The 20510-nt window shown below is 59.9% G+C and carries 16 protein-coding genes; 12 read left to right on the forward strand and 4 right to left on the reverse strand.

Annotated features, from left to right (window positions below):
* Positions 1–133: 133 nt before the first annotated feature.
* Complete coding sequence (locus MJP36_RS20375) at positions 134–1027, reverse strand: LysR family transcriptional regulator (protein ID WP_060756446.1); 894 nt, start codon at positions 1025–1027, stop codon at positions 134–136.
* Between the two features lie 129 nt (positions 1028–1156).
* On the opposite strand from MJP36_RS20375, the gene MJP36_RS20380 reads away from it, so the two are divergent.
* The 6 genes from MJP36_RS20380 (at position 1157) to MJP36_RS20405 (ending at position 8927) form a co-directional block, all read left to right on the forward strand.
* Positions 1157–2818: a GMC family oxidoreductase gene (locus MJP36_RS20380; protein WP_244383897.1), complete on the forward strand. Its 1662-nt coding sequence runs from the start codon at positions 1157–1159 to the stop codon at positions 2816–2818.
* Between the two features lie 84 nt (positions 2819–2902).
* Positions 2903–4525, forward strand: coding sequence for an MFS transporter (locus MJP36_RS20385; RefSeq protein ID WP_104993256.1), 1623 nt, complete (start codon positions 2903–2905; stop codon positions 4523–4525).
* Positions 4526–4720: 195 nt separating this feature from the next.
* The gene (locus MJP36_RS20390) at positions 4721–6670 is read left to right on the forward strand and encodes a DNA topoisomerase III (protein WP_244383898.1); all 1950 of its coding nucleotides are present in this window, start codon (positions 4721–4723) and stop codon (positions 6668–6670) included.
* Between the two features lie 131 nt (positions 6671–6801).
* Positions 6802–7242, forward strand: a complete 441-nt coding sequence (locus MJP36_RS20395; RefSeq protein ID WP_244383899.1) for a CBS domain-containing protein — start codon at positions 6802–6804, stop codon at positions 7240–7242.
* Positions 7243–7250: 8 nt separating this feature from the next.
* Positions 7251–8102: an NAD-dependent protein deacetylase gene (locus MJP36_RS20400; protein ID WP_244383900.1), complete on the forward strand. Its 852-nt coding sequence runs from the start codon at positions 7251–7253 to the stop codon at positions 8100–8102.
* Positions 8103–8597: 495 nt separating this feature from the next.
* Positions 8598–8927: a hypothetical protein gene (locus MJP36_RS20405; protein ID WP_060756451.1), complete on the forward strand. Its 330-nt coding sequence runs from the start codon at positions 8598–8600 to the stop codon at positions 8925–8927.
* A gap of 67 nt (positions 8928–8994) precedes the next feature.
* On the opposite strand, the gene MJP36_RS20410 is transcribed toward MJP36_RS20405, so the two are convergent.
* On the reverse strand, positions 8995–9897 hold the full coding sequence (locus MJP36_RS20410; RefSeq protein ID WP_090372079.1) for a LysR family transcriptional regulator: 903 nt from the start codon (positions 9895–9897) through the stop codon (positions 8995–8997).
* A 133-nt stretch (positions 9898–10030) separates the two neighbouring features.
* Between MJP36_RS20410 and MJP36_RS20415 the strand changes: the two genes are divergently transcribed.
* From MJP36_RS20415 to MJP36_RS20425, 3 genes are read left to right on the forward strand one after another with little or no spacing between them, the layout of a single operon-like run.
* Positions 10031–10729 carry a CoA transferase subunit A gene (locus tag MJP36_RS20415; protein ID WP_090372081.1) on the forward strand — a complete coding sequence of 233 codons (699 nt, stop codon included), beginning with the start codon at positions 10031–10033 and terminating at the stop codon, positions 10727–10729.
* A 35-nt stretch (positions 10730–10764) separates the two neighbouring features.
* Positions 10765–11424 carry a CoA transferase subunit B gene (locus MJP36_RS20420; protein WP_065872325.1) on the forward strand — a complete coding sequence of 220 codons (660 nt, stop codon included), beginning with the start codon at positions 10765–10767 and terminating at the stop codon, positions 11422–11424.
* 11 nt (positions 11425–11435) lie between these two features.
* Complete coding sequence (locus MJP36_RS20425) at positions 11436–12617, forward strand: acetyl-CoA C-acetyltransferase (RefSeq protein WP_161550142.1); 1182 nt, start codon at positions 11436–11438, stop codon at positions 12615–12617.
* 98 nt (positions 12618–12715) lie between these two features.
* Here MJP36_RS20425 and MJP36_RS20430 read toward each other — a convergent pair whose 3' ends face one another.
* Positions 12716–13135, reverse strand: a complete 420-nt coding sequence (locus MJP36_RS20430; protein WP_104993254.1) for a PaaI family thioesterase — start codon at positions 13133–13135, stop codon at positions 12716–12718.
* A 157-nt stretch (positions 13136–13292) separates the two neighbouring features.
* Between MJP36_RS20430 and MJP36_RS20435 the strand changes: the two genes are divergently transcribed.
* Positions 13293–14078 (forward strand): DUF4349 domain-containing protein, encoded by a 786-nt coding sequence (locus tag MJP36_RS20435; protein WP_244383901.1) that lies wholly within the window; start codon positions 13293–13295, stop codon positions 14076–14078.
* On the opposite strand, the gene MJP36_RS20440 is transcribed toward MJP36_RS20435, so the two are convergent.
* Positions 14079–15164: a DUF1615 domain-containing protein gene (locus tag MJP36_RS20440; protein ID WP_244383902.1), complete on the reverse strand. Its 1086-nt coding sequence runs from the start codon at positions 15162–15164 to the stop codon at positions 14079–14081.
* A 233-nt stretch (positions 15165–15397) separates the two neighbouring features.
* On the opposite strand from MJP36_RS20440, the gene MJP36_RS20445 reads away from it, so the two are divergent.
* The gene (locus tag MJP36_RS20445) at positions 15398–20101 is read left to right on the forward strand and encodes an RHS repeat-associated core domain-containing protein (RefSeq protein WP_244383903.1); all 4704 of its coding nucleotides are present in this window, start codon (positions 15398–15400) and stop codon (positions 20099–20101) included.
* Positions 20098–20508, forward strand: coding sequence for a DUF6896 domain-containing protein (locus MJP36_RS20450; protein ID WP_060752445.1), 411 nt, complete (start codon positions 20098–20100; stop codon positions 20506–20508). The genes MJP36_RS20445 and MJP36_RS20450 overlap by 4 nt, the downstream gene beginning before the upstream one ends.
* Positions 20509–20510: the final 2 nt, after the last annotated feature.

A 20510-nucleotide genomic window follows, 5' to 3' on the forward strand; every position in this document is an offset into this window, starting at 1 on the left:
GGTCACCCTGACGCAACACCGTCCAATTGTGGGAGGGGGCTTGCTCCCGATAGCAGCCGGTCAGTCAATACATCTGTGACTGAGCCATCGCTATCGGGAGCAAGCCCCCTCCCACATTTTTAATCCGGTTTATTCAGTCAGGCTCGTTGAGCAGCAACGCTTGCTCCCGTGCGCACAACTCCACGACGTAATCCCACAACACCCGCAACCTCACGGATTTGTGCAACTCCCGCCTCGAGCTGATCCAGTAACTGCGCTGAATACTCTCCCCCGGCAACAACGCCACCAGATCCGCATCCCCCGCCGCCATGAAGCACGGCAGTACCGCGATGCCCAACCCCGAACGCGCAGCCTGGTGCTGGGCAATCACGCTGGTGCTGTGGAAGACCACTTTAGGGTTTCGGCAGAAGCTGCTGAGGAATTTCAGTTCCTGGCTGAACAGCAGGTCATCCACGTAATCGATCCAGGAATGGGTGGCGAGGTCTTCACGCTTTTCGATCGGCGGGTGACGCTCCAGGTAGGCGCGGCTGGCGTAGAGCGCGAGGCGGTAATCGGTGAGTTTGCGCGTGACGAGTTGGTCGACGCTGGGGCGTTCGAGGTGAATGCTGATTTCCGCTTCACGGTTGAGGATGCTGACGAAGCGCGGCACCGCCACCAGTTCCACTTCCAACCCCGGATACCGCTCGAACAGCCCGCCCATGCGGCCGGCGAGGAACATCACCCCCAACCCTTCGGCCACCCCCAGGCGGATCTTGCCCAGGGGCGCGGCTGAATGAGTGAGCTCGTCTTCGGCCAGCAATGCGACGTTTTCCATGGCCTCGGCATGCTTGAGCAACGCTTCGCCCGCGGGCGTCAGTTCGTAGCCCTGGGCGTGCTGCACGAACAGCGCCGTGCCGAGGCTTTTCTCGATGGCTTCGATATGCCGAGCGACGGTGGCGTGGGTGGTTTTCAAGCGTTGCGCGGCGGTGAGCAGGCGGCCACTGCGCTGCAACTCCAGAAAATACCGCAGGTCGTTCCAGTCGAACATATCGCCTCCGTTGCGCAAGTCCCATGCACGCTGTTTAAAAACGCACAGCAGCTGGGTAAAAACTAACATTTTTAAGACGAAAACTAACAACTAGGATGAAGCCAATAAGAAAAACAAGCGAGACCCGAGATGCCCAGTGCAACTGCTCAATACGATTACGTGATAGTGGGCGCCGGCCCGGCCGGCTGCCTGCTGGCCAATCGACTGTCGGCCAACCCCGCCCACCGTGTGCTGCTGCTCGAAGCCGGCGGCCGCGACAACTACCCCTGGATCCATATCCCCGTCGGCTACCTGTTCTGCATCGGTAACCCGCGCACCGACTGGTGCTTCAAGACCGAAGCCCAGGAGGGCCTGCAGGGCCGTGCGCTGAGCTATCCACGGGGCAAGGTGCTGGGCGGTTGCTCGTCCATCAACGGCATGATCTACATGCGCGGCCAGGCCAAGGACTACGACGGCTGGGCGGCGGCGGGCAATCCGGGTTGGGCCTGGAAAGATGTACTGCCGCTGTTCAAGCAGAGCGAAAACCATTTTGCCGGCAGCTCTGCATTTCACGGCGATGGCGGCGAGTGGCGCGTCGATCAACAGCGTCTGCACTGGCCGATCCTCGACGCGTTCCGCGACGCGGCCGCGCAAAGCGGCATCGCAGCGCTCAGCGATTTCAACCAGGGCGATAACGAAGGCTGCGGTTACTTCCAGGTCAACCAGAAGGCCGGCGTACGCTGGAATGCGGCGAAGGCGTTTCTCAAGCCGATTCGCCAGCGGCCCAACCTGACTGTGTTGACCGAGGTGGAAGTCGACCGCGTATTGCTGGAAAACGGCCGGGCAACCAGCGTCCTCGGCCGTCAGCATGGCCAGCAGGTCGGCTGGAAGGCGCGCCAGGAGATCGTGCTGTGCGCCGGCTCCGTGGGCTCCCCGGGTATTCTGCAGCGCTCGGGGATAGGTCCTTCCAACGTGCTCAGGCCATTGGGCATCAATGTGCTGCATGATCTGCCGGGGGTGGGCGGCAACCTGCAGGACCACTTGCAGTTGCGCCTGATCTACAAACTGGAAAACGCACGCACCCTGAACCAGATCGCAGGCTCGGTGTGGGGCAAGATGGGCATGGGCCTGCGCTACCTGTATGACCGCAGTGGCCCGTTGTCGATGGCGCCCAGCCAGCTCGGCGCGTTTGCCCGCTCCGGCCCCGAGCAGACTTCGGCCAACCTTGAATACCATGTGCAGCCGCTGTCACTGGAGCGTTTTGGCGAGCCGTTGCACGGGTTCCCGGCCTTTACCGCGTCGGTCTGCGACCTGCGCCCACACAGCCGTGGCCGCATCGATATCCGTTCGGCCAACCCGGCAGATGCCCCATTGATCCGGCCCAACTACCTCAGCCATCCGGAAGACCTGCGAGTGGCCGCCGACGCGATCCGCCTGACTCGGCGGATTGTTGCCGCGCCGGCGCTGAGCCAGTTCAAGCCGGTGGAATACCTGCCCGGTGACGCACTGCAAACCGAAGAGCAACTGCACGAAGCCGCCGCGCGGATCGGCACCACGATCTTCCATCCGGTGGGCACCTGCCGCATGGGCGATGACAAGGACGCGGTGGTCGACGCGCAACTGCGGGTGCATGGCGTACCCGGCCTGCGCATCGCCGATGCGTCGATCATGCCGCGCATCACTTCCGGCAACACCTGCTCACCGACCTTGATGATCGCTGAGAAAGCGGCGCAGCTCATCTTGTCGCCCAATACTGTAGAAGCGAGCTTGCTCGCGAAGAACGTCAACGAAAACGCAGCGCATCCGGCTTAAAGAGGCAATGAATGAAGCAATAGCGGCGCCGCCCCCGGCGCCGACAGTGGAACAACAATAAATAATCACTGTGAGGGCTACCCGATGTCAGAACATGCGCAACCCCTGGGCTCGGTAATCGACGCGAGCACCAGCAACGACTCAAAGAAAGTCATCTTCGCCTCATCCCTGGGCACGGTGTTCGAGTGGTATGACTTTTTTCTCTACGGCGCCCTGGCGGCGGTAATCAGCAAACAGTTCTTTGCCGGGGTCAACGACACCACCGCGTTTATCTTCGCGTTGATGGCCTTTGCTGCCGGCTTTGTGGTGCGGCCGTTCGGCGCCCTGGTATTCGGCCGCCTGGGGGACATGATCGGGCGCAAATACACGTTCCTGGTCACCATCATCCTGATGGGCGTGGCGACCTTTTGCGTCGGCTTATTGCCCAACTACGCCAGCATCGGCATCGCCGCGCCGATCATCCTGATCGTATTGCGCATGCTGCAGGGCCTGGCACTGGGCGGTGAGTACGGCGGCGCGGCCACCTACGTGGCCGAACATGCCCCCGCCGGCAAACGCGGTTTGCACACCAGCTGGATTCAGTCCACCGCCACCATTGGCCTGTTGTTGTCACTGCTGGTGGTGCTGGCCTGCCGTTACTTCACCGGCGACCAGTTCGAGGTGTGGGGCTGGCGTGTCCCGTTCCTGTTCTCCATCGTGCTGCTGGGCATTTCCACCTGGATTCGCATGAGCCTGCATGAATCGCCCGCGTTCCTCAAAATGAAAGAGGAAGGCAAGGCCAGCCGATCGCCGATCCGCGAATCCTTCGGCAAATGGGAAAACCTCAAGGTGGTGTTGATCGCCCTGTTCAGCATCAACGGCGGCCAGGCGGTGACCTTTTACGCGGCACAATTCTATGTCTTGTTCTTCCTCACCCAATTTTTGAAGATGGACCCGGCCCTGGCCAATATGCTGCTGATCATCAGTGTGGTGATTGGCGCGCCGTTCTTTATCCTGTTCGGCTGGCTGTCGGACAAGCTGGGCCGCAAACCGGTGTTGATGCTCGGCCTGCTGCTGGCGACCGTGCTGTACTTCCCGATCTTCAAGGGATTGGCCCATTACACCAACCCGGCGATGGACCAGGCCAGCCGCCAGGCACCGATCACCGTCTTGGCAGACCCTGCCACCTGCACCTTCCAGTTCGATCCAGTGGGCAAGGCGCGTTTTGACAGCCCGTGCGACAAGGTCAAGACCTTCCTGGTCAAACAGGGCCTGCCGTACCACAGCGCCGCCGCCCCGACAGGCAGCCCGGTGCAGGTCAGCGTGGGCGATGTGCGCATCGACGGTTTCGACGAAGCCGCCCTGCGTGGCGCGGTGACCTTGGCCGGCTACCCGACATCGGCGGATGTGGCCCAGGTCAACAAGGTGATGGTGGTGGTGTTGATCGTGGCGCTGATCCTGATTGCCGCCATGTGCTACGGGCCGCTGGCGGCGTTGATGGTCGAGCTGTTCCCGACGCGGATCCGCTATACCTCGATGTCGCTGCCCTACCATATCGGTAACGGCTGGTTCGGCGGGTTCCTGCCGACAGTGTCGTTTGCACTGGTGGTGTACACCGGCGATATCTTCTACGGCTTGTGGTACCCGGTAGTGGTCACCGGGGTGAGCTTGATCGTGGGGTTGTTCTGCCTCAAGGAAACGCGACATGTGGATATCGATAACAACTGATCCGCTCTGCTGATCCCTTGTGGGAGGGGGCTTGCTCCCGATAGCGGTCGCTCAGTCAATGCACTTGTGACTGAAGCACCGCCATCGCAAACAAGCCCCCCTCACATTTCGCTGTACATCCATACAGATAACAGTTGATCAAAACCCTCCAACTGCGCATCCTGCAAGGCATCAACCCGATCTGATGTGATGACCATGCGGCTGTACCTCTGTGAAAAACCCTCCCAGGCCAAAGATATCGCGGCCGTGCTCGGCGCCAGCCGGCGCGGCGACGGGTGCTGGCTGGGCAATGGGGTCACAGTCACCTGGTGCATCGGCCACCTGCTGGAAACCGCCCCGCCGGATGCCTACGACGCCAAATACAAACGCTGGGTACTGGCCGACCTGCCGATCGTCCCGCAGAAGTGGAAGATGCTGGTCAAGCCCAAGACCGCCAGCCAGTTCAAGGCGGTCAAGCGTCTGCTGGGGGAAGCCCAGGAGTTGGTGATTGCCACCGACGCCGACCGCGAGGGTGAAATGATCGCCCGTGAACTGGTAGAGCATTGCCGCTATCGCGGGCCCATCCAGCGGTTGTGGCTGTCGGCGCTGGATGACGCCTCCATTCGCAAGGCCCTGGCCGCACTCAAGCCTGGCACTGAAACCTTCAGCCTGTATCACTCGGCCCTCGGCCGTTCACGCGCCGACTGGCTGATCGGTATGAACATGAGTCGCTTGTTCACCCTGCTCGGGCGCCAATCCGGTTATCAGGGCGTATTGCCGGTAGGCCGGGTACAGACGCCAACCTTGCGCCTGGTGGTGGACCGCGACCGCAGCATCGCCGACTTCGTGCCGGTGGCCTACTGGGCCATCGATGTCGACCTGCGCCACGAGCGCATGACCTTCACCGCCCAATGGCGTGCAGGCGAAGATGCCTGCGACGACCAGGGTCGTTGCCTCAACCCACAGCTGGCTCGGGAGGCGGCCGACGCCATGAGCCACGCCGCCACCGCGCGATTGATGAAGTTGCGTACCGAGCGCATGCGCGAGGTGGCCCCCCTGCCCTTCGACCTGGGCACCCTGCAGGAAATCTGCTCGAAGAAGCTCGGCCTCGGCGCCCAGGAAACCCTGGACATCGCCCAGTCGCTGTACGAAACCCACAAGGTCATCACCTACCCGCGCAGTGATTGCGGCTACCTGCCGCTGAGCCAGCATCACGAAGCGTCGAACATTCTTGCGGCACTGGCGCGGGCGGACGCGACGCTGAATGAACTGATGCCCCATGTCGATCCGCAGCGCCGCTCACGGGCCTGGAACGACGCCAAGGTCAGCGCGCACCACGGCATCATTCCCACGGGGGCCGGCAAGGATGTCACGCAACTGACCGGCAAACACCGCGCCGTTTACACCCTGGTTCGCGCGCGCTACCTGGCGCAGTTCCTGCCCAACCACGAGTACGATCGCACCCAGGCGGACTTTGACTGTGCAGGCCAGGCGTTGCGCGCCGTCGGTAAAGTGATCATCGAGCCGGGATGGAAGCGCGCCTTGCCCGAAGCGCTGGCGCCCGCCAAAGGCCGCGAGGCGCCGGCCCCGCAGGCTCTGCCGACATTGGTGCAAGGTCAGGACTGCAGCGTAGCCAAGGTCAATCTGAAAGACCTGTGGACCCAGCCCCCCAAACCCTTCACCGAAGGCGACCTGATCAAGGCGATGAAAAACGTCGCCAAGCTGGTGGAAGACCCGCTGCTCAAGCAAAAGCTCAAGGACACTACCGGTATCGGCACCGAAGCCACTCGCGCCGGGATCATCCAGGGGCTGTTGGACCGTGGGTACCTGGTGAAAAACGGCAAGGCGCTCTGCGCCACCCCGGCGGCATTCAGCCTGATCGACGCAGTGCCCCGCGCCATCGCCGACCCCGGCACTACCGCCATTTGGGAACAGGCGCTGGACATGGTGCAGAGCGGAGAAATGAGCCTGGAAGAATTCGTCGCCAAACAAGCGGCCTGGATGAGCAAGCAAGTGGCTCGCTGCAACGGCATGCGCATGACCATCACAGGCCCGGCAAGCCCTGGCGGCGAAAGTGCTCCCCCATGGAAAAAGAAACGAAAAAGCGCACCCCGCAAGGCCGCTACCACCCCAAGGCGGGGGAAAAAACCTGCAAACAGCGGGTAACCGTCAAAAAAATCCAGCGAATGACGCTTTTCGACAGGTTTAACGCCGCTTTGGACCTTGCGGCCCCGTGGCCCGTCTAGGATTCTGTAGGAGGACCCTGACTTCCTAACAACAACACCGGAGTGGCCGCCATGAAAACCGTTGCAGAAGTGCTTAAAGCCAAGGACCAGAAAAACCAGGACGTCCATACCATCCAACATGACCACACCGTATTTGAAGCCCTGGTTCGTATGTCGGAGAAAAACGTCGGGGCCTTGCCGGTGGTCAAGGAAGGCGTAGTGGTAGGGATCATCAGCGAACGGGATTACGCACGCAAAATCATGCTCAAGGGGCTATCGTCAGTCACGACCAAGGTTCATGAGGTGATGAGTTCTCCGGTGATAACCGTCGACACTCACAAAAAGGTCGATGAGTGCATGAACATCATGACCGACGGCCACCTTCGTCACCTGCCCGTGGTCGAAAACGGTCAACTGCTGGGCCTGCTGTCCATCGGAGACCTGGTGAAGGAAGCCATCGCCAGCCAGGCTGACCTTATCAAGCAATTGGAGCAGTACATCCGCGGCGAATAGGGGAACCCATGCTGGATACGCTGGAACATCAGGAAGACCACCTCGACACCCTGCACCAGGCCATGACCGAACGGCGCTTTCTGGTACTGACCGGTGCAGGGATCAGCACGTCGTCGGGCATTCCCGATTATCGCGACAGCGAGGGCGTGCGCCGGGGCAAGGCACCCATGATGTATCAGGAGTTCCTGGCCACCCCGCAGGCGCGGCGTCGTTACTGGGCTCGCGCCATGTTGGGCTGGCCACGGGTGCGCATTGCGCAACCAAACAAGGCGCATCTGGCACTGGCCGCGTTACAACGCCGCGAACAAATCAGCGGCTTGATCACGCAAAACGTCGACACGCTGCATGATCAGGCCGGCAGTCATGATGTGATCGAACTGCACGGCAGCCTGCACCGGGTGCTGTGCCTGGACTGCCAGCAGCGCAGCGAGCGCGATCTGATCCAACGGGTGATGGAAAGCCAGAACCCGTACCTGGCGGGTGTCGATGCCGTACAAGCGCCCGACGGCGATACATTGCTCGACCCCGCCTTTGAAGAACGCTTCCAGGTCCCCCACTGCCCCCATTGCAAGGGGCAACGGTTGAAACCGGACGTGGTGTTTTTTGGCGAGAATGTCGCCCAAGCCACGGCAGCCAAGGCAATGGCTGCGGTGGCGCACGCCGAAGGCTTGCTGGTGGTGGGTTCCTCACTGATGGCCTATTCAGCGTTTCGCCTGTGCAAAGCGATGATCGAGCAAGGCAAGCCGGTGATTGCCATCAACCTGGGCAAGACCCGCGCAGACGACCTTTTACAGATGAAGATCGAAGCATCCTGCGAGCGGCTGCTACCCCTGCTGGCCGAACGACTGAAATGCCTGTAGTGAGCGGGCTTGCCCCGCTCACTACATAGCCACTTTTGACCTCGACCTGTCTTCCAATAAATGACGCTCAAGTCACGTTTTACGGCAGGCCCCCGTCCCTACAGCAGTTTATGTAGTGCTTTAAAATAATCACTACATAACCGTTGACGTAACGTTTTTGTCCTTGCATGATCTAGACGTCTCCCGGATCGGGAGCGTCGGTAACCCGTGTTTTGAACAAGCTCGTCTGACCGCCGAGCTGTTTTTTCCGGATGTGCACTGCCCACAAGGCAGATTGATGAAGCTGACCGGCCCGCAAGGCTCGGTACAAGGAGCTCAAACGCTGCTTGTCTTCGTTATGAAACCATTGCGTAGCAGTTCATCAGCAAGACTACATGCATCAGGTTCAAGACCCTGCCCGTATTCGGCAGACAGTCGCTGACGCCCGGTTTTCGGAACCGGAGACAACTAACGTGAATCAACTGATAGATCGCCAACTGGTCAAGGGGCTTACACATGAATCTGAACAACCAACCAACTATCAATGAATTGGCTGAAATGTTCGCAGCGCAGAAAGACACACTCGACGACCATATCCTGTGGGTAGGTAAATCGGGCGAAGTGAAAATCGACTGCCTGGCGCCCCACACCGAAGAAGCCGAGTTCGACCGCAATAACCGTGAACTGGCGGCGCGCCTGAAGATGTACCGCCGCGGCCAGGGTTATGTCGGCAAGAAGGCTGCAGCTGATCGCAACTTTATCGAGCAGGTGTTCGACACACTTAACAATGCGTGGGCGTCTTTCAAAGACAACTCACAAGTTAAAGTGATCGACCGCTACTACTAACTGACAAGTAGTACTCACCCTTGTATGGGAGCTGGCCAGCCAGCTCCCATATTTATAGTGGCCGTACTTAGAAAGTTGGAAACCTGCCCTTCCCCGCTTCATCCCTGAAGATATCAAACAATACCTGCGCCGCAGCCGAAAGTTCATGCCCCGGCTTGGTCAGCACGCCAATGGGCCTTTCGATCACCGGATCACTCAAGGTGATGCAGTGGGCACCCGCTTCCTCCATCTGCCGCGCACATAAAGCGGGGACAGCGCTGACGCCCAATCCACTGGCAACCATCTTGCCCACCGTGGCTAACTGATGGCTTTCCAGAGCCACCGGCAGCTTCATCTGCAGGGCGCCGAGGTGCTCCTCCAGCATGACCCGCACCGTGGATGGCCGTTGCAAGGTAATGAACGGTTGCGCCAACAGGGTTTTCCAGTCGATTTCGACGCGCTCGGCCAAGGGTGAATCGCCCGGCACCACCGCGATGAACCGGTCCAGGTACAGCGGCGTAAATGCCAGCGAAGAAGCCTCGGAGGGCTCGAACGCCACTCCCAATTCCACCTGCCGGTCGCGCACCATCTCCAGTACCTGCTCGTTGATCAGGTCGTGCACCGTCACGTTCACTTGGGGGTAACGTTCGCGGAATATCTTGAGAATCGGCGGTAACAGGTTGCCCGCGAACGATGGCATCGCCGCCACCGTCACGCGCCCGCGCTGCAAAGTGAAGCGCTGGCGTAGTTCATCCTCGGCATTGTCCCAGTCGGCGATCAGCCGACGCGCCAGCGGCAACAGCGATTCACCTTCAGGGGTGAGCGCGACGTTACGGGTATTGCGGCTGAACAAGCGTCCGCCCAATCCCTCTTCCAGGCCCTTGATGGTCAGGCTCAGCGCCGATTGGGAAAGGTGCAGACGCTCGCAGGCCGCGGCAAAACTCAGGCTCTGGGCCACGGCGAGAAAGGCACGCATCTGTTTAACGGTCATGAGGCGACTCCGAACGGCCAGGCGACTATGCTGTTTTTTAAATCAATCAACCTTAAAAAACAACTTAACAAATCAATGCTTCGGCGCAACACTCGGTTCATTGGCTGGCCCACAAACAATAAAAGAGGTGCGTATGGCAGGTTTCGATAAACGCGTGGCGTCCTATGAAGAAGCCCTGGCAGGCCTGGAAGACGGCATGACCGTGTTGTCCGGTGGTTTTGGCCTGTGTGGCATTCCGGAAAACCTGATTGCCGAGATCAAGCGCAAAGGCACCCGCAACCTGACCGTGGTTTCCAACAACTGCGGCGTGGATGGTTTTGGCCTGGGGGTGCTGTTGGAAGAAAAGCAGATCAGCAAGGTGATCGCCTCGTACGTCGGTGAAAACGCACTGTTCGAGAAGCAGCTGCTCAGCGGCGAAATCGAAGTGATATTGACCCCCCAAGGCACCCTGGCGGAAAAAATGCGCGCCGGCGGCGCCGGCATTCCGGCCTTCTTCACGGCAACCGGTGTCGGCACTCCGGTTGCAGAAGGCAAGGAAACCCGCGAATTCAACGGTCGCCCCTACCTGATGGAAGAGTCCATCACCGGTGACTTCGCCATCGTCAAAGGCTGGAAAGCCGACCACTTCGGCAACGTCATCTATCGTCACACCGCTCAGAACTTCAACCCGCTGGCCGCTACTGCGGGCAAGATCACCGTGGTCGAAGTCGAGGAAATCGTCGAACCGGGCGAGCTGGACCCGGCGCAGATCCACACCCCTGGCATCTACGTCGACCGGATCATCTGCGGCACCTTCGAGAAGCGCATCGAACAGCGCACCGTCCGCAAATAATCCGCCTCCAGCCCAGACAATAAGAGGAAAAAAACATGGCTCTTACCCGCGAACAAATGGCTCAACGCGTCGCCCGCGAAATGCAGGACGGTTTCTACGTCAACCTCGGCATCGGCATTCCGACCCTGGTGGCCAACTACATTCCCGAAGGCATGGAAGTGATGCTGCAGTCGGAAAACGGTCTGCTGGGCATGGGCCCGTTTCCGACCGAAGACACCATCGATGCCGACATGATCAATGCCGGCAAGCAGACCGTGACCGCGCGTATCGGCGCCTCGATCTTCTCCTCCGCCGAGTCTTTCGCGATGATTCGCGGCGGCCATGTCGACCTGACCGTGCTCGGTGCGTTTGAAGTGGACGTGCAAGGCAACATCGCCTCGTGGATGATCCCCGGCAAGCTGGTCAAAGGCATGGGCGGTGCCATGGACCTGGTGGCCGGAGCGGAAAACATCATCGTGATCATGACCCACGCGTCCAAGGACGGTGAGTCCAAGCTGCTCAGCCAATGCAGCCTGCCGCTGACCGGCGCGAACTGCATCAAGCGTGTACTGACGGACCTGGCCTACCTGGAAATCGAAAATGGCGCTTTTGTCCTCAAGGAACGCGCACCTGGCGTCAGCGTCGAGGAGATTGTGAGCAAGACCGCCGGTAAACTGATTGTCCCGGACCACGTTCCAGAAATGCACTTCCAGTGAGGACAGATTCCATGCAAGACGTCGTGATTGTTGCTGCCACCCGCACCGCCGTGGGCAGCTTCCAGGGTTCACTGGCCAGCATTCCGGCACCGGAACTGGGCGCTGCCGTGATCCGCCGCCTGCTGGAGCAGACCGGCCTGGACCCGGCCCAGGTGGATGAAGTGATCCTCGGCCAGGTACTGACCGCAGGCTCCGGCCAGAACCCGGCGCGCCAGGCCTCGATCCTGGCCGGCTTGCCCCACGCGGTGCCCAGCCTGACGCTGAACAAGGTCTGCGGTTCGGGCCTCAAGGCCCTGCACCTGGGCGCCCAAGCCATCCGTTGCGGTGACGCCGAGGTGATCATTGCCGGTGGCATGGAGAACATGAGCCTGGCGCCGTACGTCTTGCCTGGCGCGCGCACCGGTTTGCGCATGGGCCACGCCAAGATGATCGATAGCATGATCACCGATGGCCTGTGGGATGCGTTCAACGACTACCACATGGGTATCACCGCCGAAAACCTGGTGGACAAGTACGGTATCAGCCGTGAGGCCCAGGATAGCTTCGCCGCCGCCTCGCAACAAAAGGCCGTCGCCGCCATCGAGGCCGGGCGCTTTGTCGATGAGATCACGCCAGTCCTGATCCCCCAGCGCAAAGGCGACCCCGTCGCCTTCGCCGTGGATGAACAACCTCGTGCCGGCACCACCGCCGAATCCCTGGCCAAGCTCAAACCTGCGTTCAAGAAAGACGGCAGCGTCACCGCCGGCAACGCTTCCAGCCTCAATGACGGCGCCGCTGCCGTGCTGCTGATGAGCGCCGATAAAGCCCGCGCCCTCGGCCTGCCCGTATTGGCGCGCATTGCCAGCTACGCCAATGCCGGCGTCGACCCGGCCATCATGGGCATCGGCCCGGTCTCGGCGACACGCCGCTGCCTGGACAAAGCCGGTTGGCAACTGAGTGACCTGGACCTGATCGAAGCCAACGAGGCTTTCGCCGCGCAGTCTTTGGCGGTGGGTAAAGAGCTGGAGTGGGACGCTGACAAGGTCAACGTCAACGGCGGTGCCATTGCCATCGGCCATCCGATCGGTGCGTCCGGCTGCCGCGTGCTGGTCACCCTGCTGCATGAAATGATCAAGCGTGATGCAAAGAAAGGCTTGGCGACGCTGTGCATCGGTGGCGGCCAAGGCGTAGCCCTCGCCCTCGAACGCAACTGATTCAACGCGCACTACGGAAAAGGCCAGGTTCCACGCAAACCGGGCCTTTTCTTTTTGGCGGCCGCGTCAGAAAAACACCCTCCCACAGTTGATCTGAGTCAGCTGTCAGGTTGTGGCACCGCAAACACCGCATTCGCCCGAGCCACCACCCGATCTCCCACCTGCAGGCTCACCGTGGCAAACGCCAGTTGCCGACCGCGTTTATGGTGCTCCAGTCGCACCACAATCCAATCCCCCACCCGCACCGTCCCCAAGTAGTCCAATGTCATGCTGGCCGTAATCAACGGCAACGGCGGCTCACTGGAAAACGCCATCGCATACCCCATGCCGACATCCGCCAAGGTCGCCAGCACGCCGCCATGCACCGTGCCGCGCCCGTTGGCGTGGCGGTTATCCGCACGCAGACCAATTTCAAGGTGCAGCCCCTCACCCCGGCCATAAGCAGGACCCAGCAAATCAAGGAGGGGGCTGCTGCGCGGCAGCGAAACAAAACCTTCGGGCACGGCATGAACATTCATGGTGAATTCGTCCTTGGAGTAAGGTTTGAGGTGTACTCGAGGGCCGCCGTGAGGGCCATCACCATCAACCACACATATCCCCTCTGATGCTTTGCGTTAATCCGCCAGACCCGGTTTAATCGCCGTCCAATTCCGCTGTACATCCCAAGGAACTGCAATGCGCCATCTGGACGGCAAATCTCGCCCGTTTTTCATGCTGTTACTGGCCGGGCTGGTCTTGACCGGCTGTTCGCCCAAGGACCACCCCCGCGCCACGGTAATCAACGGCGAACAGGGTCGGGCCGGTGCGCAGTTGGCCTACGAACACGAGCTGACCCTGGCCCTGCCCGGCGCTCTGCTCGCACCACGCATGCAAGCCACCCGCGAAGCCTGTGAAACCGCGCGCTTTGGTGCCTGCAACATCCTGGGCATCACCGAAGATGGCGACGGCGGCGAGATCATCTTGCGCATAGCGCCTACCGGCGTGGAACCGATGGTCGCGATGGCGGCCGAAGGCGGCAAACTCGGCCAGCGCATCACCACCGCCGAGGACCTGGCCGACGCCGTCAATGACGTAAAGCGTCGCCAACAGCGTCTGCAAGCCCAGCAGCAGCGCCTGGATGATCTGGCCAAACGCAAGGACATCACCGTCAGCGACCTGATTGCACTGAGCAAGGAACAGGCGTCCATTGAGAACGAACTTCAGGAACTGGCCCAGCTCGCGGCCGGCCAACAGCGTCGCCTCGATACCAACCGCGTCACCCTCAACTTCCGCTCCAGCGACGGTGCGAACCAGCAATCGCGCTTCAGCCGAATGTTCAGCAACCTGGGCGACAACCTGATGAACGGCACGGCGGACGCCTTGGAGCGCGCCAGCTATGTATTGCCGTTTGTGATCCTGGCGTTCCCGGTGGTATGGCTGTGGGTGGGGTTGTGGCGCCGGTTTGTCAAACGACGCACTTGATCAACGCTTCATACAACGCTGATATCGCTCGTCCACTCGTTGGGCGAACCACGCCGTGGTCAGGTTGCGCGTGATCTTCGGGCTTTTCAGCACGATGCCCGGCAGGATCGCGCGCGGCATCGGCTTGCCGGCAGCCTTGTCGGCCAGGGCGAACACGCGTTTGTAGAGCGTGGTGTCTTCAAAATCCAGCTGCTCGCCCTGCTCGAGCTGGCTGCGGATACTCGGGTTACGCATATCCAGTTTCGAACCCAGCGAACGCACCGCCAGCTCGGTGGTACCCGGCAGTAATGAGCCGTAACGAATCAAGTCGCCATCCAACACCAGCTCGGTGCCGGTGACACGACTGACGGCGGCCTGGAACGCGGCGTTGCGGCTGGCATACCAGCCGGCATTGAAGTCGGCAAAACGGTACAGCGGCTGGTCGTAGTTCACCGGGTAACCCAGCAAATGGGTAATGCCGAAATACATGCCGCCGCGTCGGGTGAAGACTTCCCGGCGAATCGTGCCATCCACCGTGTAGGGATAACCCCGCGCATGTTGCTGCGCAAAGTCGATGCTCACCTGCATCGGGCCGGCGGTGTGTACCGGGTTGAAGCCGCCGAACAGCGTATTTCCCAGCGGCACCATGCTGATGAAATCGTCGAAGATCCCGCTCAGGTCCTTCTCCGTGCGTGCGGCGCTCAGGCGTTCGGCGTAGGACTTGCCGGTGGGCGAGCGCAACTGCAGCGTGGTGCGTATCACGAACGCCGGCACATGGACCTTGCCGGCCCGCCGCAGGATCTCATCCTGAGCGATCTTGCCCATGTTCGGCACCGCAGGGTCGACCTGGTAAGTGGACTCCTGCTCGGTGACCGCCAGCACGGCGCAGATGTTTTCGGTGCTGGGGTAGATCTTCTGGGTGTCGAAGGCGGTGTAGATATCCTGAGCCCAACCGCCGCGGTCCGGCACCGACGCCGGCAGCAGCCGCACAATCTGGGCCTTCACATCGGCCTCGCTGCGCTGCGGCTGTTGCGGGTTGCGCGTGGTGGAACAACCGGCCAGTACCAATGAGGTAGTGAGGCACAGGATCAGACGGCTTGAATACATGGGGCTTCCTTGAACGACGACGGGCCGGGCACTGCGGATATCGACAGGTAAGTCTAACCGGGGTTCGCCGACTTGTATGGAGGACAAAAACTACTGAAACGCCCTACTTCTGTTGACGAATAGGTCCGGCTTCTTTTCCTTACAAACCTCTCCAAAGTCCTTCGCCTGATCATTCAGTGCGAGGGACCGCCGATGTACTTCTCCGTAACCACCTTGCCCGATAGGGCTGCCTTTTGATCCCGGTGATTGCCAGGTTTGTCCTGGCCCCCATGGACGCCAAAACGCCGGACGTTGAACACGTCTTGCGTGATTTCAGAACCTGCCTGAATACCTTCGACGACTGGGCTGAAAGCTTTTGGAGCGGTTCGGCACTGGATCTTGAGCAGGTCTTCAAGGTCGGCGACGACGTCGCACTGACCGCTCCGGGTTCGTCCAAGGCGCCCAGCGCCACCGTTGCCATGTGCAAAGCCCAGGGTTCACTGACCCTGGTGCATATGTTCGAAAGCACGCAGTTCGTGCCCATCGGCAATACACCCGTGGCGCTGCAAGCCATTGCAGCAGATGGCAGCCCGGTGGGGCCGCCCATCCATGACACCATCGGCCCCAGCGGCATCCTTGAAGTCCAGGGCTGCACGCGTGATCAGCGTTATCAAGTCACATTCTATCCCGACGTATCCAAGGATCACGTCAAGGCGCTGTATGCGTCTTATCAATCGGTGATCGCGGGGCTCGAGACCCGCCTGCGCGAGGAATGGACGCAGACCTTCAACGCCCGGTGGAGCGACTTTTCAAAGGCCGCGCCTTTGGAACGCAGTGTGATGCAAAGTGTGGCGCTCTCAAGCGGAATCGCCCAAGCCCTCTACAACCTTTGGGACAACATCACACAACTCTGTGACCTGCTGGCGGACATCAAGCCCAACAGCCAGAAGCTGCTGCAATACCTCTCCCAAACTGAACTAGATCAACTACTGAAACTGAGCAGCGAGGTCGTTGCACAGGGCTTGCTCGTGCTCAGCGACGAGCCACTGCTGTTCATTTACCTATCAGCCATGGTCGCCTGGATACGCATGCTGCCGCCGCCTGACATGTATGAGCTGCTGGGTGAAATCACGGGTGAAATACTGATCAACCTGTTTCTGATCTGGGCCACCCGGGGCATGGGCGTGCAGCTTCGGCTGGGAGCCCAGGTATTGGGGCATATCAAATCCGGGCGGGTGCGGGGCTGGCTGGAAACGCTGGCGAATCAGTTGGTGGGGCCACCTCTGGAGCCCCATGCCGAAGCGCTGAAACCGCTGTTGCTGAGCAGTGTGCCGACGCCGATCAAGACGGTGCCGGTTGGGCCGTTGAAAGCTGGCGATCAGTTGGTTTCCAACCCCGTGACGGCAGTGCGGGACAAGGCGACGCAGCGCACCGTACTGGTCAGGCAGGAGACTGTCGACGATGTGCCGTCCTCTGGGAAAAACCTCAATGGGGAGGCTTCGGCATCGGCGGACAAGACCGCCTCCCATGGCTGCCCGGTGTCGATGGTCACCGGCGAGGAGTTGCTGACGCTGACCGATGGCACGCTGGATGGCGTGTTGCCGTTTGAGTGGACGCGGCTGTATCGCACCAGTGCCGTGGAGGTGGATTGTGGGTTGGGGTTTGGCTGGAGTCATGCGCTGGCGCACAGGCTTGTCGTTGATGGCAATTTGGTGGTGTGGACGGATCATGAGAATCGCTGCACTGAGTTTCCGCTGCCCACTGAATCGCGACCCGCAATCACCAACAGCCTGGCCGAAGCGGCGATTTATCTGGGCGCTCTGCCCGATGAGTTAGTGCTGGCCCAGGCATCACGCTTCTACCACTTTCGTGACGGTGTGCTGACCTCCATCAGCGATGCGTACGACAACCGGTTGCGCATTGTGCGGGATAGCTCGGGGCGCATTGAACGCTTGGATAACGGCGTCGGCCGCTCGCTGTTTTTGCGCTATGGGCTTGAGCACATTGTGGCGGTGGACTATCAGGTTCAGCGCGCCAAAGGCCATGAAGCCTTCACTTGGGTGACCGAATACAACGTTGTGTCCTACGCCTATGACGACGCAGGCCGACTGGTGTGTGCGACCAATGCCGTGGGTGAACGTGAGGCTTATCGCTACGACGATCAGCACGTCATCCTTGAGCGGCAGTTGGCCGGTGGCGCGAGTTTCTATTGGGAATGGGAACGTTCCGGCAAGGCGGCGCGCTGTGTCCGGCATTGGGCCAGCTTTTCGCAGATGGACGCGCGTTATGCCTGGGGTGACGACGGTCAGGTCACGGTGTTTAACGCCGACGGCAGCCAGGAAGTCTACGTGCATGACCAGCGCGCACGGCTGGTACAGCGCATCGACCCGGACGGTGCCGAGCATTTCAAATCCTACGACGACAAGGGCCGGCTGACGGTCGAGCAAGACCCATTGGGCGCGGTGACGGCCTATCAGTACGACGATGCCGGACGCTTGGTGGCGATGTTTCCGGGGGAGGACGAACCAACCTCCTACGAGCATGACAACGGCTTCGTACGCGTGGTGCGACGGGGTCAGGCGGTCTGGAAATATGAGCGCAATGACCAGGGCGATGTGACGCGTCGGACGGATCCCGCCGGCCATATCACCGACTACAGCTACAACCAATACGGGCAACTGACAGGCGTCTGGTACCCCGATCACAGCTGTCATCGGCTGGTCTGGAATGAGCGCGGGCAATTGCTGGAGGAGCAACTGCCCAATGGCGCCATCAAGCGTTATCGCTATGACGACGTTGGGCGGCAGGTGGCGCGTGAGGATGAGCACGGCGCGCTGACCCAATACCAGTGGGACAGCGTGGGCCGCCTGGTTCGCGTGGTCTTGCCGGGCGGTGCGTGTCGGGAATACAGCTACAACCCCTACGGAAAAATCACCGCCGAACGCGATGAACTCGGCCACGTCACCCGTTACGAATACGCCGACGGCCTGCACCTGATCAGCCGCCGCCTCAATGCCGACGGCACCCAGGTCAAGTACCGCTACGACAACGTGCGGCTGTTGCTGACTGCGATTGAAAACGAAGCCGGCGAAAACTATCAGCTTGATTACCACCCCAACGGCCTGATCCAGCAAGAAATCGGCTTTGACGGCCAGCGCACGGCGTATGCCTACGACCTCAACGGCAATCTGCTGGAAAAGGCTGAACACGGTGACGATGGTAGTCAGCTGGTTACACGTTATGAGCGCGACCACGCCGGGCGCCTTGTAAGAAAAATCCTCCCCGATGGCGAAGTGGTTGAATATGCCTACGACCGCCAAGGTAACCTGCTCAGTGTCAACGACGGCCACTGGGCGCTGGCCTACGAATACGACGTCCAGAATCGCCTGACCGCCGAGCACCAAGGCTGGGGCACCCTGCGCTACGGCTATGATGCCTGTGGTCAGTTAAAACACCTGCGCCTGCCGGACAACAACCGTCTGGTGTTCAACCATGACAAAGGCGGTCACCTTTCCACGGTTGAACTCAACGGTGCACTGCTCACCTCACACCTGTTTAAAAACGGCCGTGAACACCAACGCCAACAAGGCCAGTTGCTCAGCCACTACCACTACGACGACCAGCACCGCCTGCACGCCCACGCCATCACCCAGCAGGAACACATTCTTTACCAACGCCAATACGACTACGACAAAACCGGCAACCTCACCCGCCTGCTCGACACGCGCAAGGGCCAGCACGACTACCACTACGACCCCCTCGCCCGCCTGACCCGCGCCAACCACTCGCAAGACGTACAGGAACGCTTCGGCCACGACCCGGCGGGCAACCTGCTGATGCAGAACCGCCCCGGCCCGGACATCGTTGCGGGTAATCGCCTGATGATCCAGGGCGATCATCACTATGACTACGACGCCTTCGGCAACCTCATCCGCGAACGACGCGGCAAAGGCCAGCAACTCGTCACCGAATACCGCTACGACTGCCAACACCGTTTGATTGGCCTCACCACACCAAACGGGCAAACCGCACACTATCGCTACGACCCATTTGGGCGGCGCATCAGCAAAACCGTGGATGACACAACCACGGAGTTTTTCTGGCAAGGCGACAAGCTGATTGCCGAGCATCATGCGGAGCGCCATCGCAGTTATCTGTATGAACCCGGCACCTTCCGCCCGCTCGCCCTGCTGGAAGGCTTTGGGCCAAAGGAGACAAAACCCTACCACTACCAACTCGACCACCTCGGCACGCCGCAGGAACTCACCGCCCCCGACGGCGAAATCGTCTGGTCCGCGCACTACCGCGCCTACGGCGAAATCGCCCGCCTTGATGTCGGCAAAATCGACAATCCGTTGCGTTTTCAGGGCCAGTACTGCGACGCAGAAAGCGGGCTGCACTACAACCGTCATCGTTACTACAATCCGGATATTGGTCGATACCTGACGCCGGATCCGGTGAAGCTGGCGGGTGGGATCAATGCGTACCTGTACGTGCCGAATCCTACGGGGTGGGTGGATCCGCTGGGGTTGAGTACGTGTCCTGGTGGGGATGGGTGCGGACCTAGTATAAGTACTAACGACTCATCCTATAAATCAGCCTTGAATGAAAAGCAGCCGTCCCCCCCACTTATCCACGAGGTTGATGCTAGAGCGCTGAATCGGACACACAGCATTGAAGGGAAACGATCAACAAGGAAAGTGGAGGAAATTGCCCGCAGCATGCGAGGCACTGGATACGACAAAAACAATCCCATCGATGTAGTGGAGCATAACCAGCAATACTATATTCTTGATGGTCATCATCGAGCCGCAGCCGCGAGGCAAACACATACGCCAATTACCATACGATTAATCCATGATATAAATGGTCACGAAAGCTCATATAGCAATATCAAAGATATAATAGATGCTTCAAACTCGGTTGGGCACGACAGACTGGAAAAGCCAAGAAGATGAAAAGTCAGAAACTAGAAAATTTGATCACCGAATATTTGGAGCAGGTAAAGAAAGCGACAGATTTACTTGAGCACTCGTTCGGTACCAAAAATATTCTGAGCCTATGGCATGCTAGGAAAATTCCACAACGAGGCAAAGTCAATGATGACGTAACCTATGAGCTACACGGGATTGGCTGCCGAGTACACCTACCTGAAATATGTATCGACTTTGATTACGGTCCTGACGAAAGGGTTGATGGCTTCGATGCTTGGCGGCTTTACATGTACGCATGTGAATTACCACATAAATATGAGAAATATACCGATAAGAAATATTTAGAGCATGAACTCAACGAATATGTAAAAACGGGCAGAGCCAAGAAAATTGAAGGTTCCGTATCAAATTTGTATTTCATACACCCTTAATA

The sequence above is a fragment of the Pseudomonas palleroniana genome (assembly GCF_022836895.1).
Taxonomy (GTDB): Bacteria; Pseudomonadota; Gammaproteobacteria; order Pseudomonadales; family Pseudomonadaceae; genus Aquipseudomonas; species Aquipseudomonas palleroniana.

Excerpts from the sequence above, each read along its gene's own strand:
- MJP36_RS20375 (WP_060756446.1), bottom strand. The coding sequence starts at position 1,027 with ATGTTCGACTGGAACGACCTGCGGTATTTTCTGGAGTTGCAGCGCAGT.
- MJP36_RS20380 (WP_244383897.1), top strand. The coding sequence starts at position 1,157 with ATGCCCAGTGCAACTGCTCAATACGATTACGTGATAGTGGGCGCCGGC.
- MJP36_RS20385 (WP_104993256.1), top strand. The coding sequence starts at position 2,903 with ATGTCAGAACATGCGCAACCCCTGGGCTCGGTAATCGACGCGAGCACC.
- MJP36_RS20390 (WP_244383898.1), top strand. The coding sequence starts at position 4,721 with ATGCGGCTGTACCTCTGTGAAAAACCCTCCCAGGCCAAAGATATCGCG.
- MJP36_RS20395 (WP_244383899.1), top strand. The coding sequence starts at position 6,802 with ATGAAAACCGTTGCAGAAGTGCTTAAAGCCAAGGACCAGAAAAACCAG.
- MJP36_RS20400 (WP_244383900.1), top strand. The coding sequence starts at position 7,251 with ATGCTGGATACGCTGGAACATCAGGAAGACCACCTCGACACCCTGCAC.
- MJP36_RS20405 (WP_060756451.1), top strand. The coding sequence starts at position 8,598 with ATGAATCTGAACAACCAACCAACTATCAATGAATTGGCTGAAATGTTC.
- MJP36_RS20410 (WP_090372079.1), bottom strand. The coding sequence starts at position 9,897 with ATGACCGTTAAACAGATGCGTGCCTTTCTCGCCGTGGCCCAGAGCCTG.
- MJP36_RS20415 (WP_090372081.1), top strand. The coding sequence starts at position 10,031 with ATGGCAGGTTTCGATAAACGCGTGGCGTCCTATGAAGAAGCCCTGGCA.
- MJP36_RS20420 (WP_065872325.1), top strand. The coding sequence starts at position 10,765 with ATGGCTCTTACCCGCGAACAAATGGCTCAACGCGTCGCCCGCGAAATG.
- MJP36_RS20425 (WP_161550142.1), top strand. The coding sequence starts at position 11,436 with ATGCAAGACGTCGTGATTGTTGCTGCCACCCGCACCGCCGTGGGCAGC.
- MJP36_RS20430 (WP_104993254.1), bottom strand. The coding sequence starts at position 13,135 with ATGAATGTTCATGCCGTGCCCGAAGGTTTTGTTTCGCTGCCGCGCAGC.
- MJP36_RS20435 (WP_244383901.1), top strand. The coding sequence starts at position 13,293 with ATGCGCCATCTGGACGGCAAATCTCGCCCGTTTTTCATGCTGTTACTG.
- MJP36_RS20440 (WP_244383902.1), bottom strand. The coding sequence starts at position 15,164 with ATGTATTCAAGCCGTCTGATCCTGTGCCTCACTACCTCATTGGTACTG.
- MJP36_RS20450 (WP_060752445.1), top strand. The coding sequence starts at position 20,098 with ATGAAAAGTCAGAAACTAGAAAATTTGATCACCGAATATTTGGAGCAG.